This is a genomic window from Mesorhizobium sp. P2_C7 (genome assembly GCF_056404515.1).
This window is the reverse complement of sequence record NZ_JBFUDW010000001.1, coordinates 224,907-240,647: the sequence shown is the minus strand read 5'-3', so window position 1 is coordinate 240,647 and position 15,741 is coordinate 224,907. Positions and strand designations below refer to the sequence as shown.

At 64.4% G+C, this 15,741-nt stretch carries 16 protein-coding genes; 6 read left to right on the top strand and 10 right to left on the bottom strand.

What is annotated here, in order from left to right; translation table 11 throughout:
- The gene (locus AC1D2G_RS01170) at window positions 1-762 is read left to right on the top strand and encodes an SDR family NAD(P)-dependent oxidoreductase (protein WP_477411603.1); all 762 of its coding nucleotides are present in this window, start codon (window positions 1-3) and stop codon (window positions 760-762) included.
- On the opposite strand, the gene AC1D2G_RS01165 is transcribed toward AC1D2G_RS01170, so the two are convergent.
- Window positions 706-1,629 carry a LysR family transcriptional regulator gene (locus AC1D2G_RS01165; protein WP_477411602.1) on the bottom strand — a complete coding sequence of 308 codons (924 nt, stop codon included), beginning with the start codon at window positions 1,627-1,629 and terminating at the stop codon, window positions 706-708. The genes AC1D2G_RS01170 and AC1D2G_RS01165 overlap by 57 nt on opposite strands.
- Before the next feature lie 104 nt (window positions 1,630-1,733).
- On the opposite strand from AC1D2G_RS01165, the gene bla reads away from it, so the two are divergent.
- On the top strand, window positions 1,734-2,621 hold the full coding sequence (bla, locus tag AC1D2G_RS01160) for a class A beta-lactamase (protein ID WP_477411601.1): 888 nt from the start codon (window positions 1,734-1,736) through the stop codon (window positions 2,619-2,621).
- Window positions 2,622-2,662: 41 nt separating this feature from the next.
- On the opposite strand, the gene AC1D2G_RS01155 is transcribed toward bla, so the two are convergent.
- The 9 genes from AC1D2G_RS01155 to AC1D2G_RS01115 form a co-directional block, all read right to left on the bottom strand.
- The gene (locus tag AC1D2G_RS01155) at window positions 2,663-4,171 is read right to left on the bottom strand and encodes an aldehyde dehydrogenase family protein (RefSeq protein ID WP_477411600.1); all 1,509 of its coding nucleotides are present in this window, start codon (window positions 4,169-4,171) and stop codon (window positions 2,663-2,665) included.
- A 20-nt stretch (window positions 4,172-4,191) separates the two neighbouring features.
- Complete coding sequence (locus AC1D2G_RS01150) at window positions 4,192-4,536, bottom strand: cupin domain-containing protein (RefSeq protein WP_095084091.1); 345 nt, start codon at window positions 4,534-4,536, stop codon at window positions 4,192-4,194.
- Window positions 4,537-4,565: 29 nt separating this feature from the next.
- Window positions 4,566-4,907: a cupin domain-containing protein gene (locus tag AC1D2G_RS01145; protein WP_477300137.1), complete on the bottom strand. Its 342-nt coding sequence runs from the start codon at window positions 4,905-4,907 to the stop codon at window positions 4,566-4,568.
- Window positions 4,908-4,925: 18 nt separating this feature from the next.
- On the bottom strand, window positions 4,926-5,276 hold the full coding sequence (locus tag AC1D2G_RS01140) for a cupin domain-containing protein (RefSeq protein ID WP_477300136.1): 351 nt from the start codon (window positions 5,274-5,276) through the stop codon (window positions 4,926-4,928).
- On the bottom strand, window positions 5,273-6,547 hold the full coding sequence (locus AC1D2G_RS01135) for a glycosyltransferase (protein WP_477411599.1): 1,275 nt from the start codon (window positions 6,545-6,547) through the stop codon (window positions 5,273-5,275). Before AC1D2G_RS01135 ends, AC1D2G_RS01140 begins: the two co-directional genes overlap by 4 nt.
- Before the next feature lie 12 nt (window positions 6,548-6,559).
- Window positions 6,560-7,633 (bottom strand): ABC transporter ATP-binding protein, encoded by a 1,074-nt coding sequence (locus tag AC1D2G_RS01130; protein WP_477411598.1) that lies wholly within the window; start codon window positions 7,631-7,633, stop codon window positions 6,560-6,562.
- Complete coding sequence (locus tag AC1D2G_RS01125; RefSeq protein ID WP_477411597.1) at window positions 7,630-8,424, bottom strand: ABC transporter permease; 795 nt, start codon at window positions 8,422-8,424, stop codon at window positions 7,630-7,632. The genes AC1D2G_RS01130 and AC1D2G_RS01125 overlap by 4 nt, the downstream gene beginning before the upstream one ends.
- Window positions 8,417-9,265, bottom strand: coding sequence for an ABC transporter permease (locus AC1D2G_RS01120; RefSeq protein ID WP_477412411.1), 849 nt, complete (start codon window positions 9,263-9,265; stop codon window positions 8,417-8,419). The genes AC1D2G_RS01125 and AC1D2G_RS01120 overlap by 8 nt, the downstream gene beginning before the upstream one ends.
- A 100-nt stretch (window positions 9,266-9,365) precedes the next feature.
- Window positions 9,366-10,433 (bottom strand): polyamine ABC transporter substrate-binding protein, encoded by a 1,068-nt coding sequence (locus AC1D2G_RS01115; protein WP_477411596.1) that lies wholly within the window; start codon window positions 10,431-10,433, stop codon window positions 9,366-9,368.
- A 231-nt stretch (window positions 10,434-10,664) separates the two neighbouring features.
- On the opposite strand from AC1D2G_RS01115, the gene AC1D2G_RS01110 reads away from it, so the two are divergent.
- Genes AC1D2G_RS01110 through AC1D2G_RS01095 form a run of 4 tightly spaced genes read left to right on the top strand, consistent with a single transcriptional unit; the run spans window position 10,665 to window position 15,571 of the window.
- Entirely contained in the window at window positions 10,665-11,603 is a 939-nt protein-coding gene (locus tag AC1D2G_RS01110) for a GntR family transcriptional regulator (RefSeq protein ID WP_477411595.1), read from the top strand.
- A gap of 10 nt (window positions 11,604-11,613) precedes the next feature.
- Window positions 11,614-12,897 carry a nucleotide disphospho-sugar-binding domain-containing protein gene (locus AC1D2G_RS01105; protein ID WP_477411594.1) on the top strand — a complete coding sequence of 428 codons (1,284 nt, stop codon included), beginning with the start codon at window positions 11,614-11,616 and terminating at the stop codon, window positions 12,895-12,897.
- Window positions 12,898-12,902: 5 nt separating this feature from the next.
- Entirely contained in the window at window positions 12,903-14,282 is a 1,380-nt protein-coding gene (locus AC1D2G_RS01100) for a glutamine synthetase family protein (RefSeq protein WP_477412409.1), read from the top strand.
- A complete protein-coding gene (locus AC1D2G_RS01095) occupies window positions 14,282-15,571 on the top strand; it encodes an NAD(P)/FAD-dependent oxidoreductase (protein WP_477411593.1) in 1,290 nt (429 codons plus the stop codon). Before AC1D2G_RS01100 ends, AC1D2G_RS01095 begins: the two co-directional genes overlap by 1 nt.
- The last annotated feature ends 170 nt before the right edge of the window (window positions 15,572-15,741 follow it).

Below are 15,741 nucleotides of genomic sequence, written 5' to 3'. Positions count from 1 at the left end.
ATGATCCTCAAAGACCGCATCGCCGTGGTGACGGGTGCCGGCTCCGGCATCGGGCGCGCCGGCGCCATGATCATGGCCAGGGAAGGCGCGCTGGTCGTCATCGCCGACAGGGACCGGGCCAGCGGCGAGGCGACGGCTTGCGACATCCGCGCGGCGGGTGGTCGGGCCGAGGCGCTCGCCACCGATGTCGCGGATGACGCGGCGGTCGAGCAGCTCATTGCCGGCACGCTCGACAGGCTTGGGCGTATCGACATCCTGCACAATCATGCCGGCATCCAGGTCGGCGGTACGCTGACCGAAGTCGAGGTCGGCGGCATGGATGCCTCGTGGCGGGTCAATGTCCGGGCGCAGTTCCTCGCTGCCAGGTTGGTCATGCCGTCGATGATTGCGCAGGGCGGTGGCGTCATCCTCAACACCGCCTCGAATTCGGGCGTGTTCTACGACCGCGAGATGATCGCCTACGCCACGTCGAAACATGCCGTGGTGGCGATGACCAGGCAGATGTCGCTCGACTATGCCAGCCACAATGTCCGCGTCAACGCGCTCTGCCCAGGCTGGGTCGACACGCCGTTCAACGAGCCGTTCATCGCCCAGATGGGCGGTCGCGAGGCGATCGAAAACTATGTCCGCACCAAGATCCCGATGGGGCGCTGGGCCAGCGTCGAAGAGATCGCCGAGGCGATCCTGTTCCTCGTTTCCGACCGTTCATCCTTCATGACCGGCCAGGCGCTGGTGATCGACGGTGGCGAAAGCATCGGCTGAAGTAGCCGTCTCGGCCTTCAACCAGTCGGCGAAGATGGTCATTGCCTGCGAGTTCTGGCGCCTGCGCCGCGCCGACAGCCAATACCGGCCGACGTCGACCGTGCAGTCGAAAGGCTGCACCAGCTCAGCCGAACAGAGCTCGCGGCTGAACATCGAAATCGGCAGCAGCGCCACGCCGGCGCCCTGGACGGCAGCGTTCGCCATGGTGACTGATGAGTCGAAGACGATGCCCTTGATCGGCGGGCAATGGCACCCTGCCGTCTCGAACCAGCGCAACCATTCGTCTTCCCTGTAAGAGCATAGCAGCGTTTCGCGCGCGAGGTCGGACGGGTCGCGCAGACCCGCGGCAATGTCGGGCGTGCAGGCCGGCGAGAAGGCGCCGGGCAGCAACGGTGTGTTCTCGGTGCCCTGCCAGGAGCCATCGCCGAAGCGGATGGCAAAGTCGAGACCGTCGGCGGCGAGATTGACCCGGTTGTTGTTGGTCGAGATGCGCAGCTCTATGTCCGGATAGGCCTGGTGGAATGCCGGCAATCTGGGGATCAGCCATCCCGACGCAAAGGTGCCGACGACACCGACGGTGACGATGTCGTTGAAGCGACCACCCTCGAAGCGGTCAAGCGTGACGCTGATCCTGTTGAACGCATCGCTCAGCACGGGCAGCAGGGCCTCGCCCTCCTCGCTCAAAGCGAGGCCGTGCGGCAATCGGCGAAAAAGCTTGATACCAAGGATCTCTTCGAGGCCCTTGATCTGATGGCTGACGGCGGCCTGGGTGACGCGCAGTTCGAGGCCGGCGCCGGTGAAACTGAGATGCCTTGCGGAGGCCTCGAAGGCGCGCAAGCCATTCAACGGGAGGTGCGATCGCTTCATCATCCCAGCCCTAATTTTTCTTATGGCGGGGGCGATGTTTACTCGTTTGCGATGGCGCCGGATCCGGTCCAGTTCTGCTTCGCGGGGCGACAGAGAGTGTGGACATGACAAGCAGACGCAGTTTCATCAGTGGTCTCGCGGTGGTTTTGACGGCCCCGATTGGCGCCATTGCGAAGGCGGCAACGAGCCCGACAAAATTTGATGGGGTCTTGCCGAAAATAAGGCGGATCGAGGCGAAAAGCGGCGGCCGGCTCGGCGTGTCCTGCCGGATCTCCGGAACGACCGCGCAATTCGGCTATCGTGAGGACGAGCTGTTTCCCATGTGCAGCACCTTCAAGGCACTCGCGGCGGCGTTCATCCTGCATCGCGTCGATGGCGGCATCGAGCAGCTCGACCGCAGCATCAAGATCCCGCACGACGCCGTCATCGCGAACTCTCCGACGACCAAGAAACATGCCGGCGGCGAGATGACCGTGGCGCAGCTTTGCGAGGCCGCCGTGACAGTCAGCGACAACGGGGCGGCCAATCTGTTGCTGGAGTCCTTTGGCGGGCCGGCGCAGCTGACGGCCTATCTGCGTTCGATCGGCGACAAGGTGACCAGGCTGGACCGGATCGAACCGGAGCTGAACGAGTCGCTGCCGGGCGACGCGCGCGACACGACCTCGGCGCTGGCCATGGCCGACAATTTCGAACGGCTGACGATCGGCAACAGCCTGTCGAAGAAGAGCCGGGCGCAGCTTGTCGATTGGCTGGTGGCGAACAAGACCGGCGACGAGCGCATAAGGGCGGCACTGCCGAAAGGCTGGATATGCGGCGACAAGACCGGAACCGGCGCGCGCGGCAGCACCAATGACGCGGCCGTCATCTGGCCGGCTTCAGGCAACCCGATTTTGATGTCGGTCTATCTGACGGGCACGAAACAGAGTCTGGCTAAGCGCAACGCCGTCATTGCCGCTGTCTCGCATGCGTTGGTCGAAGCGATCGCGGCGTAAATCTTTGTATCGGGCGGCGCGGTGTTGCCGCGCCGCTGCCTTCATACATGCTTGCGGCCACCGGTCTCGCGGAACCAGCTGTCGGGGTAGGGATACCACCAGTCCTGGATCGTCGGTTTGTGGTCGATGATCACCATCTTCGAGCGGCGGAAGGCGTCGAGGCCCTGGCGGCCAAGTTCGCGGCCGAGGCCCGAAGCCTTCCAGCCGCCGAAGGGCAAGGCGTCATTGTCGATCAGCGGGTTGTTGACCCAGACCATGCCGGCCTCGAGCCGCTCGGCGGCCTCATGCGCCTCGGCCAGATCGGTGGTGAACACCGAGGCGCCAAGCCCGAACGGGCTGTCATTGGCAAGCCGGATCGCCTCGTCGAAATCCCGGACACGGCAGATCGCGGCGACCGGCCCGAAACACTCCTCGCGCACGATCGCCATATCAGGGGTGACACCGGTCAGGATCGTTGGCTCGTAGAACCAGCCTGTGTTGTGTGCGGGCGGGATGCGCCCGCCGGTGACCGCCCTGGCACCGTTGCGAATAGCATCGTCAACGAGGCGCATCACTTTCGCCCGCGCGCCTTCGCTGACCAGCGGGCCGATCTCGGTCTTGTCCATGCCGTTGCCGATGCGCAGCGCGCGTGTCCTTTCGGCGAACAGGTCGACAAAGCGGTCATGCACGGCGTCGACGACGAAGAAGCGCTCGGCCGAGGTGCAGACCTGGCCGGTGAGGTGGAAGGCGGCGGTGACGCTGCCGGCCGCGGCGACATCGAGCGGGGCGTGTTGGCTGATGATCAGCGGATCGCTGCCGCCGGCTTCGATGACGCAAGGCTTCATGCGTTCGGCACAGGCCACCGCCACCGCCTTGCCGGCGGCGACCGAGCCGGTGAAGGCGACAGCATGGGTGCGGTCGGAAACGATCAGCGCTTGCGCGGTGGCAGCGCCGCCGGGCAGGCAGGAGACCATCCCCTCCGGCAGCGAGCGGAACACGGTCATGTAATCGAGCGTCGACAGGGTCGTCGCCTCGGCCGGCTTGATGACGCAGGCATTGCCTGCGGCGAGCGATGCCGCGACTGTCCAGCACATCAGCAGGATCGGGAAGTTGTAAGGCATGATGTGGATGGAGACGCCATAGGGCTCGTATCGCGCATACTGGAACGACCCGGCCTGCGTCGTGCCAGCGATCTTGCCGGCATCGTCGCGCGCCATCTCGGCATAATAGCGGAAGATCGGCGCGCAGTTGGCGATCTCGCCGATGGCTTCCGGATAGGGCTTGCCCATCTCGCGCACCATCAGCTCGGCGCAACGCGTGAAGTCGGCCGCTTCGATGGCATTGGCGACGGCATGGAGGTGCTTGGCGCGGCTCTTGGCGTCGAGCCTTTTCCAGGCGGCCTGCGCCTTGGTCGCGGCGGTCAGCGCGGCGTCGATCTCGCCATCTGTCACAGCGGCTATCGCACCGACCGTTTCCAGCGTCGCCGGGTCGATTACCGGTTTCGTCGCGCCGGTCATCTGCCGGTAATCGGGATTGACGAAGAAAGTCGGCCGGTCAGGGGAGAAATGCATGGATATCCTCTCCGACCCGCTCAGCGGATCATGTAGACCTTCTTGATCGTCTCATGGACGGTGCAGACGCCTTTCCAGTCCTGCGGAAAGAACGCCGCCGTGTCCGGCTCGATCTCGATGATCTCGCCGGATTCATGGACATAGGTGCAGCGGCCCTCAAGGAAGTGGCAGAACTCGTCGCGGGTGACGTGGCAGTGCCATTTGCCCGGAGTGCACACCCACAGGCCGCATTCGGAACGGCCTTCAGGCCCCTTGTACAGCAGCTTGCCCGAAGTGTGGGATTCGCCCTCGATCATCGTCGGGATGACGCCCCAGTCGACGAGGTCGGTAATAGTGAGCGGGGACTTCATGATCGGTGTTGTCATATCGATTTTCCCTCGGATGGCATTGGTGCTCACCGGCACATGAAGGCCTTGGTCAGCGTTTCGGTGATGATGGAGATGCCGGTCCAGCCGGCGGGGAAGAACACAAGCGTGCCAGCCTCGACCGGAACTTCTTCGCCGTTCTCATGGACATAGCTGCCGCGTCCCGACAGGAAATGGCAGAACTCGTCGGCAGGAAAGGTGACGTTTCGTGTGCCCGATGTGCATGACCACAGGCCGCATTCGCTCGATCCGTCCTGGTTCTGCGATAGGATCTTGCCCGAGGCGCGCGGCGAGCCGGCGAGCGTGTTGGTGCCCGCGCCCCAATCGTCCAGGTCCACTGTCGAGGCGTTTTGCCAGTGCGGTGTCGGCATGTCGTGAAGCTCCGAGGATCAGGCCAGCATGTAGACGTTGCGCATGGTCTCATGCACGGTGCATTCGCCCGCCCAGCCGGCCGGGAACATGACCACGGTTCCAGCACTGACTTCTATCACTTCGCCGACATTCGACCTGTAGGTCGCGCGGCCGGCGACGAAATGGCACAATTCATCGCGCGGGATCGCCAGCCGCCAGTGGCCAGGCGTGCAGACCCAGATGCCGGATTCCGGCTGGTTGTTCGGCCCTTTGTGCACCAGCCTGCCGGTGGAATGGGACGCGCCGTCCAGCGCATCCGGCTGGGCACCCCAGTCGACGAGATCGGTGCGGGTCGAGGCCTGATGGAGGTGTGGTGCGGAGGAGGTCACAGCAGCGCCTCCAGCAACCCAGCTGCCTTTTCCGGGCCGTTCTGCCCGTGCATCTGCGCTGAGGTCTTTGCCAGCCTGGCCTTCATCGCCGGATCGGTCAGGCAGGCTTCGATCTTGGCGACGAGCTCGGCATCGTTCCAGTCGTAGCGCGGCATGCCGAAGCCGTGGCCGGTTTCCGCGACGCGGGTGGCGTTGTCGTGGCCGTCCCAGACATAGGGCATGATGATAGCCGGCTTGCCGAAATAGAGGCACTCGGTGAACGAGTTGTTGCCGCCATGGTGGATCACCGCATCGACCTGCGGGATGACCGAGGGCTGCGGGAACCAGCTCTCGACGATGACGTTGCCGGGCACGTCCGTGTACTGGTCCTTGTAGCCGCCGACATTGACCAGCGCCCGGTAGCGCGTCTTGCCCAACGTCGCGATGATGCGCTTCAACAGGTCGACATCGCCGGCGCCGAGGCTGCCGAAGGAAACATAGAGCAGCGGTCCGTCATTGTTTTTCGCGAAGGTCGGCACCGTGTAGGGTTTTTCCTGTCGCACGCAGCCTTCGAGATACTGGAATTTTGCCGGGTCGAGCGGATGGCGGCGCTTGAACTTTGCGGCCTCGGGATAAAGCAGCAGGTTCAGGTAGGGCGAGGCTTCGAAGAACTGGCCGATCGGATAGGGCGTCTCGTTGTTGGCGGTGAGGAAGGCGTTGAAGTCGTCATGGATCGGCCTGATCACCGCGTTGAAATGGTCGCGGTAGCGCTGGTGGCCGGCATGGTCGTTCTCGCCGCAGCCGGAAAGATGTGGCGGGATGTCCTCATCCTCGATCTCGTTTTCTGAGCAGGAGATGACGCGCACCCACGGCTTGCCGAACTGCTTGATTGCCGGGAACAGGATGACGTTGTCGACGCAGATGACGTCCGGCTTGATGTCAGCCAGAACGCGCGGCAGATCCTTCTGCGCCCATTTGGCGCTGTCGACGATCGCCGTCCAGCAATCCTTGACGTAATTGTTGACCTGGTCATAAGGCGATTTGCGGAAATTCGGGATGTGGCCATTGATGAAGTCCTCCCAGAACTTGGCCATCTGCTCCGGCGGCATCGGTTCGGACAGGTTCACCGGATGGGCTTCGAAGCCGTAGCCCTTGTAGACGTCGACGAAGCCGGGATCGGAGAGGAACACGGCCTTGTGTCCACGCGCTTCGACGGCCTGGGCGATGCCGACGGAATTGAGCGCCGGGCCATAGGCCGCTTCTGGAAAAAACGCGATCGTCTTCTGCGCCATCAAGCTTCTCCTTCACTCTGCGAAAATTCTGACATCGGCGGCATCCCAGCCGAGTTCGACCTGGTCGCCCAACGAGACCGGCCGGCGATCCGCGGCATCGGCGGTGACGCGCACCAGGAACGGTTTTGGCGACAGGGGGGTGCGGACATGCAGTTGCAGGTCGAGCCCCTGATAGGCCAATGCCTCGACCGCGCCGGTGGTGCGGTTGGCGGTTTCTACCGACGGGAAAAGCCGGATGCGCTCGGGCCGCACCGAGGCGACAGCGGACGCACCGGGCGGAAGCGTGGCGGGTACCTTGCCGGCGATCCGAGCGCAATTGGCGGCCAGCACGCCATCGGCGACGGCTTTGCCCGGCACGAAATTCATCACGCCGATGAAGTCGGCAACAAAACGGTCGGCCGGATGCTCATAGACCGCATGCGGGGTGTCGCATTGCAGCAGCCTGCCGTCCTTGAGCACGGCCATGCGGTCGGCCATCACAAGCGATTCTTCCTGATCGTGGGTGACGATGACGAAGGTAATGCCGACCTCGTGCTGCAGGCGTTTCAATTCCAATTGCATGGCGCCGCGCAGTTTCTTGTCGAGCGCGCCAAGCGGTTCGTCGAGCAGCAGCAGCCGGGGTCGCTTGACCAGGGCCCGGGCGAGCGCGACACGCTGCTTCTGACCGCCCGACAATTGCTCCGGCTTGCGGTCGGCGAAGGGAACGAGTTCTGTCGTCGCCAGGATGGCATCGACACGGGAGCGGATTTCGCTAGCCGGCAAACGCTCCATCTCCAGGCCGTAGGACACGTTGGCCCTGACGCTCATATGCGGAAACAGCGCGTAGGACTGGAACATCAAATTGACCGGCCGCTTGTTGGGCGGGGTCGTGGCAATGTCGCGGCCGTCGAGCAGGATGCGGCCGTCATTCGGCGTTTCGAAACCGGCCAGCATGCGCAGCAGCGTGGTCTTGCCGCAGCCCGAAGGCCCGAGCAGGGCGAAGAACTCGTTCTCGCGGATGTCGAGCGAGATGCCGTCGACAGCGGTCACGCGGCCGAAATTCTTCGACACATGATCGATGGCCAGCAGCGTGCGCGGTTCGCTCATTGGCCGATGACCCCTCGATTGAGCCGCTGCGACAAGGTCAGCGCGGTGATCGAGACCGCCATGACGATGGTCGCCAGCGCGTTGATCTCCGGCGTGATGCCGAAGCGGATCATCGCGTAGATCTGCATCGGCAGCGTGGTCGAGGCGCGCCCGGCGCCGGCGGTGAAGAAAGCGATGATGAACTCGTCGACCGACAGCGTGAAGGCAAGCAGCGCGCCGGCGATGACCGCCGGCAGGATGACCGGCAATGTCACCCGCCGGAAGGTGGTCACTGCGGACGCGCCAAGGTCAGTGGACGCCTCGACAATCGACCAGTCGAAACTTTTCAGCCGGGCACGCACCACCGAACAGACGAAGGCGAGGTTGAACACGACATGGGCAAGGATGATGGTGTGCAGCCCCATGGTCAGGTTGAGCATGGAGAAGAACGACAGCAGCGCGATCGCCAGCACGATGTCGGGAATGATCATCGGCGCAAAGATCAGCGCTTCGAGACCCTTGCCATAATGCCGGCGCGTCTCGACGCCGATCGCCAGCAGCGTGCCGAGCAGCGTGGCGATGGCGGTCGACACCAGCGCCACGATCAGCGTGTTGAGCGCGGCGGAGAGGATCGCGGAATTGCCGGCCAGCGAGACATACCATTTCAGCGAAAAGCCCGACCATGCGGTCGGAAGGCCGCCCTCGTTGAAGGACAGCGCCACCAGCACGGCAATCGGGATGTAGAGGAAGGCGAAGATCAGGCTCAGTACGAGCCAGAGCGTGCGCCGCGTGGCGGGAGAGCGCTCAGCCATCGGCGCCTCCGCTCACTTGCGCGGCGCGGCCCGAGGCGCGATCGGCGGCCAGCGCCTGCGCCATCAGCACCAGCACCAGCAGCATGATGGCGATCAGCACCATGGCGAGCGCCGCGCCGAAGGGCCAGTCATTGGCGGTCAGGAACTGGTCGTAGACGAGATTGCCGATCATCTGGAAGCGGCCACCGCCGAGCAGGGCCGGCGTAACGAAGTTGCCGATCGACAGCACGAAGACGAACACGGCGCCCGCGGCGATGCCGGGCACGGTCAGCGGCAGGATGACACGGCGAAAGGTGGTGATGGCCGAAGCGCCGAGGTCACGCGAAGCCTCGGCGAGTTCTGGGTTGAGACGCGACAGCGGTGCGTAGCAGGCGAGGATGACGAAGGGCAGGTAGTTGTAGACCAGGCCGGCGATGACGGCACCTTCGGTGTAGAGCATCGACGGCGGCTCGCCGGTGTAGCCGAACCAGCGTAGCAGCTGGGTGATCAGGCCCTCGCGGTTGAGCAGCACGATCCAGGCATAGGTGCGGATCAGATAGTTGGACCAGAACGGCAGCACGGCGAAGAACAGCAGCACCGGCTGCAGCCGGCGCGGTGCGGCTGATATGGCATAGGCGGCGGCATAGCCGATCACCACCGCGATCAGCGTCGCCGTGCCGGCGATGCGTGCAGATTTGAGGAAGATGCCGGCATAGAGCGGGTCGAAAACCAGCCCGAAATTCTCCAGCGTGAAGGTGTATTCGATGCCGCCATAGATGCCGCGGCGAAAGAAGGCGAGCGCCAGCACCAGCGCGCACGGCACGACCATCAGCGCGGTCAGCCAGACCAGCGCCGGGGCCATCAGCAAGGAGGAGCGAAGTCGGGTCTGGGACAATTCTTCGGGTACCGCTCAAGGCCGGCAGCAGAAGCTCCGCCAGCCGTGATGTCTGGTTTGACGCCGCTTACTGCGCGGCCTTGATCTCGCTGACGATCTTCGAATAGTCGCGCTGGGCGTCGCCGACGTCACGCAACTGCTCGAACTTGACAAGGTCGGCCACCGGCATCGCCATGTTGGGGAACTTGGCCAGGAAATCGGCTGGCAGGCTTTCCATAGCCGGCTTGTTCGGCACCTTGTAGTCGATGTTCTGGGCCGCCCAGGCGTGGTTCTTGGCGTCGAGCATGAAGTTGATGAACTGGAAGGCGGCGTCCTTGTGTTCAGATGCCTTCATCACCACCATCGTGTCGACCCACAGGTCGGAACCTTCCTTTGGGATGACGTATTTGATCTCGGGTTTCTCGGCGATGCCGTAATTGCACCAGCCGTCCCATGCCTGCACCATCAGCGCCTCCCCGGAAACCAGCTTCGAATAGAAGGTGGTGTCGTCATAGGCGAGCAGGGTCTTCTTGGCCGAGATCAGCAGGTCCTTGACCTCGGCCATCTTGGCCGGATCGGTCTCGTTGACCGAAAAACCCTTGTCGAGCTGACCGGCGGCCAGCAGCCAGCGGTCGGTCGCCAGCATGGTGGTCTTGCCCTTGAGGTCGTCGGAGGGGGCGAGAAGGTCGCTCCAGCTGGTCGGCGCTACCTTCACCAGGTCGGAGCGGTAGCAGAGGCCTGTCGTGCCCCAGGTGTAGGGGACTGAAAAGGCGTTGCCGACATCATGCGGCAGCTTGGTCGCTTCAGGGTAGAGGTTGGCGAGGTTGGGCACCTTGGCGTGGTCGATCGGCTCGGTCAGGCCGAGCTTGTTCAGCACCTCGGCGAAGGGCGAGGAGACGAAGACCACGTCATAGCCCTTGCCGCCGGCGGCGATGAGCTTGCCCATGATCTCTTCATTGGTGGCATGAACAACCACTTCGCCGGCGACGCCGGTGGCGGTCTTGAAGGCAGCCATGGCGTCGGGCGCCATGTAGCCGTCCCAGTTGGAAATGACCAGGTCGGCCGCAGCCGCGGGTGCGGCCAGCGCCAAGGCCAGGCCAAGTGCGATTGACGGCATCTTCAGCGAACGGTGCCGCAAGAGGGTGGTGGCGGTCATGACAGGTTCCCCATTCTGGTTGATCGTCGAATTCATTCGGCGGCGGCGACCCATGCCGCCGCCTCGATCCTGTTCCGTCGGTCTTTTTTGTGCCGATTGTCCTGACAGTACTATTGCAGAAAAAAGTACGTCAATCCATAATTTGCCAAGCGACCGTGGAATCTGGCCGATTGCGTCCGTGGGGCCGATCGGTCAAAGCTTATAGGTCATGTCCGTTCACGAGCATTTGTCATGCAAGCCGCCGCCCGACGACCCCGCACCAACCACCTCGACCTGGCGCAGCGCATCCTGGATGTGGCCCGGCAGCGCGGTTTCGAACCCGGCGCACGCCTGCCGGAACAGCAGATCGCCTCGCTGTGCAATGTGTCGCGCACGCCGGTACGGGCGGCGCTTAGCCTGCTTGTGGAACAGGGCGTTGTGCGTTGGGAGGCGGATTCCGGCTATCACCTTGCCGTCGACCTCACGAGCCAGCCGGCCGTTGCCGCTGAATTGCCGCCTACCGAGGAGGACGAACTCGCCGAGGCGATTCTGCGCGACCGGTCGGCGCGGCGGCTGGACCAGACGGTGACCGTCGCCGGGTTGATGCGGCGGTACAATGCTGAACGCAAGACGGTACTAAAATCGCTTAACAGACTAACGGAAGAGAATCTGCTCGACCGTGCGCCCGGCCAGTCCTGGCTCTTCCGCCGCGCGCCTGACGACCCGGAGGCGCAGGGCGAAAGCTATGAGTACCGCTTGCTGCTGGAGCCCGCCGCCATCCTGACCCCCGGCTTCCGGCTTGACGGCGCACGCGCAGCGGCCCTGCGCCAGAGCATGGAAGCGCTGTCGGCGCTGCCGGACGCCGCATTCGACACACGCGAGTTCCAGCGGCTGGACATCGATTTTCACGGTATGCTGGCGGAGGGCTCCGCCAATCGGTTCGTGGCCGACGCGTTGGCCGATCACCTCAGGCTGCGCCGGTTGCCGGGCATCTATGCCGGCGTCAACGTCTTCCGGCTGCGGCAATCGCTGCGTGAGCACCTGAACATACTCGACCATCTTGAAAGCCGGCAGTATGAGGTGGCTGCCGATCTGCTTCGCATTCACCTGCGGCTCTCCCGCAACCAGCGACCGCAAGCGGCCAGCCGCGGGGCGCCCGCCCTGTTCGGCATGATCAGCCGGCCGGAATGACGAGGATTAATTGACGCGAAGAGCCAGCCCGACCATCGCGCTGTTTCCCGAAGCGAGTTTCGGCGCGGCGTTGAATTGCGTCGGCATCGCGCAGGCGCTGCGGGCGAAGGGCGCCCGGCCTGTTTTCATCTGTCATGCCGGCTTCTCCGGTGTCTTTGCCGACTATGGTTTTCTGGAATACCAGCTGCCGACCGACGAGCCGCTGAGCGACAGCGATCGACAGAGCTATTGGCAGGCCTTCGTGCGCAGGCATCTGCCGCATTTCAGGCTGAGCCCGATCGACCAGCTCGAAACCTATGTCGCGCCGACCTGGCAGGCGATCGTCGACACCGCGGTCAACGCCGAAGCGCCGCTGCGCCAATTGCTGGCGCGGCTGAAGCCGGACGCGGTGGTGCTCGACAATGTCATCATGTTCCCGGCGATCGCTGCCGCCGGCTGCCCGTGGGTGCGGGTGGTCTCCTGCGCCGAGACCGAGCTTCCGGACGCTCGGGTGCCCCCCTATCTGTCGGGGCTTGGCGCCGACGACCCGCAACGCGCGGCGTTCGAGGCCCGCTATCTCAAGGCCTCGGCGCCCGCGCATGACCGCTTCAACCGCTTCCGCACGGATGCCGGCCTGGCGCCGCTGCCGAAGGGCCTGTTTCTCGAAGCTTCGCCAGACCTCAACCTTTTGCTGACGCCGACGATCGTGCGCCGCGAACGCGCCGAGCCGCTCGACCCGGACCGCTTCGTCTATCTGGAAGGCTGCGTGCGTTCGGAAGGGCCGTTCGCAGTGCCTGTGTTCCCGCGCAATGGCGGGCCGCTGGTCTATGTGAGCTTCGGCAGTCTCGGCGCCATGGATGTCGGCCTGATCGAGCGCATGCTGGCCGTGTTCGACAGGCTGCCGGCCCGCTTCATCGTCAATGCCGGCGGCCTGCGCGACGCCTATCGCGCTGTGCCGGACAATGTCTATCTCGACGCCTGGTTTCCGCAGCCGTCGGTGGTTGCGAAGTGCGACCTGTTCATCCATCACGGCGGCAATAACAGCTTTTGCGAAGCGCTGCGCTTCGGCGTGCCGTCGCTGATCATGCCCTATTGCTGGGACGGGCATGACAATGCCCGACGCGCCGAGGAAACCGGCGTTGGCGACCATATCGGCCGTGATGCCTGGACCGAAGGAGTATTGGAGAAAGCCATTCTCGGCCTGCTGGCCGATGACGCAATGCGCGCCCGCCTCAGGGGCAATGCAGCCCATATGGCGCTGAAACCCGGAACGGATGTGGCCGCGCAAGCCATACTCTCTCTGATACGGACATGAACGAAATGCCTGACATGAACACGAATACTTCCCTCTCCAGTGGCAACGATCCCAGGGCCTGGCTGACCCAGCACGGCATCAACGAGGTCGAGTGCCTGGTGCCTGACATGAACGGGGTCCTGCGCGGCAAGGCCTTGCCGGCAGCCAAGTTCCTCAAGGCGCTGGAGGGCCGCGCGCTCTACCTGCCGAGTAGCGCCTTTCTGGTCAGCATCGACGGCCGCTACACCGGTTCGATCGACGAGGGTTTTGCCTACTCGGACCCGGACATGCGCATGGTGCCGGATGTTTCGACGCTCACCCTGGCGCCCGGCGCCGGTGCAGGCAAGGCCTATGTCTTCGCCGATGCCTTTCACATGGACGACCGGCCATGGATGGCCTCGCCACGCCATGTGCTGAGAGCCGTGCTCGACCTCTACCGTCAGCGCGGTTGGCGGGCGGTGGTGGCGCCGGAGCTCGAATTCTACCTGACCGCGCCCAATCCCGATCCCGACCGGCCGCTGACGGCACCGGTCGGCGGCAATGGCCGCGCCGAGAGCGTGCAGCATCCCTACGATATGGCGGCACTGGAGGAGTTCGAGCCGGTGGTCCGCCGCATCTATGACTATGCGGCGGCATCCGGACTGCCGCTCGACACGCTGATCCATGAATCGGGTACGGCGCAGCTGGAGATCAACTTCCTGCATGGCGACGCGCTGCCGCTGGCCGACAAGGTGCTGCTGTTCAAGCGGTTGACGCGCCAGGCCGCCCAACAGAGCGGCATGCATGCCACCTTCATGGCCAAGCCGATCGCGGCACAGGCGGGGAGCTCGATGCATCTGCACATGTCGGTCATCGACGAGGCCGGCAACACGCTGTTTGCCGGCAGCGACGATGCCGACACCGAAATGTTCGGCCATTTCATCGGCGGCCTGCAGAAATATGTCCCGGAGATCATGCCGCTGTTTGCGCCCAACGTGAACTCGTTCCGTCGCATCCGACCGAACCACAGCGCGCCGGCCAACATCGAATGGTCGCACGACAACCGCTCCTGTGGCCTGCGGGTGCCGGCCGGTGGCCGCGCCGCGCGGCGGGTGGAGAACCGGTTGCCGGGTGCGGATTCCAATCCCTATCTGGCGATCGCCGGTTCGCTCCTCGCGGGCTATCTCGGCGTCGAGCAGAAGCTGGCGCGGTCGGCCGAGGCGTCGGGCAATGCCTACAAGATCAAAAGCACGCTGCCGAAAACCATGGAGGAGGCGCTGGATCGTTTCACCGCTTGCGACCCAGTGCGGGAACTGCTCGGCGAGGACTTCTTCCAGACCTATCTGCGCGTCAAGAGCGTCGAGCTCGACCTGTTCCAGGGCGTGGTGACGAGCTGGGAACGCGACCACCTGCTGCTGAAGGTGTAATGATGGGCTTCAATTCCGGTTTGGATATCGGCAAATCCTACTATGTCGCGACGGCAAATCCGTCGCCGGACCATCCCGCCCTGCAGGGCGATGTCGACGCCGACCTGGTTGTCGTCGGCGGCGGCTGCACCGGCCTGTCGGCGGCCCTTCACGCTGCCGAGCGCGGCCTGAAGGTGGTGCTGCTCGAAGGCGGCAAGATCGGCTGGGGCGCTTCCGGCCGCAATGGCGGCCAGATGATCCCCGGCCTGCGCAAGGGTGCCAAGGGACTGGTCAAGCTCTACGGGACCGAGCGGGCAAAGGTGCTGTTCGACCTCGCCTTCGAGGCGCGCGGGCTGGTGCTCGGCATCATCGAGCGCCACGCCATCGATTGCGACCTCAGGCTGACCGGCCATCTTGTCGGGGCGGTCAACAGCTCCGACCTCAAAGACCTCGAGGAAGAGGCGGAGTGCCTTGCCACGGTGATGAAGTTCCCGCATGCCGAGATCCTGTCGGCGGCGGAAGCCCGCGGCAAGGTCGACACGCCCTACCACGGTGCGATGTACGAGCCGCTTGGCGGTCACATGCATCCGCTGAACTACACGCTCGGCCTTGCCCGCGCGGCGGTCGCGGCCGGTGTCACCATTCATGAGAATTCGGTCGCCGTGCGGCTGGAGCGCGAGCCATCGATCCGCGTCTCTACGGCCAAGGGGTCGGTCCGTGCAAAACACGTCGTGCTGGCGGGCGATGCGCTGCTCAATGGGCTGGAGCCGCGCGTCAACAGCCGCATCATGCCGGTCGGCAACTACATTGTCGCCACCGAGCCGCTGGAGGGCAAACGCAACGTCATCCCGGCCAATGTCGCGGTGTCCGACACCCGCTTCGTCGTCAACTACTACCGCATGTCGGCCGATGGGCGTCTGCTGTTCGGCGGCGGCGAGCGCTACACGCCGTCGCCGCCGGCCGACATTGCCGGATTCGTGCGGCCGCACATGGAAAAGACCTTTCCGCAACTTCAGGGCTGCCGCATCGATCACGCCTGGGGCGGGCTGGTGTCGGTGACGACGTCGCGGTTGCCGCATGTCGGGCACTATGGCGAGGTCTATTTCGCGCATGGCTATTCCGGCAAAGGCGTCATCCTGTCGACGCTGTCGGGCAAGCTTTTGGCCGAGGCGATCACCGGCGACGCTTCGCGGCTCGACCTGTTCTCGACGCTCACGCCCATGCCGTTCCCCGGCGGCACGGCGTTGCGCGGACCGCTCTATGTGCTCGGCATGCTGTGGTATGCGATGCGCGACCGCATCAAGCATTGAGGGTGAGTACGCCGCAGCTACGCATCGAAGTTCGCGTCGGCCCTCACCTGCCTGCCGGCATCCTCTCCCCGTATAGTGACGGGGAGAGGGGCGCTTTCATTTATGGCTTCGCCAATCGCCAGCGTCGCAGAAAGGCGCCGGCGTTGCGGCCAGCTACTTTCTCCCCGTCT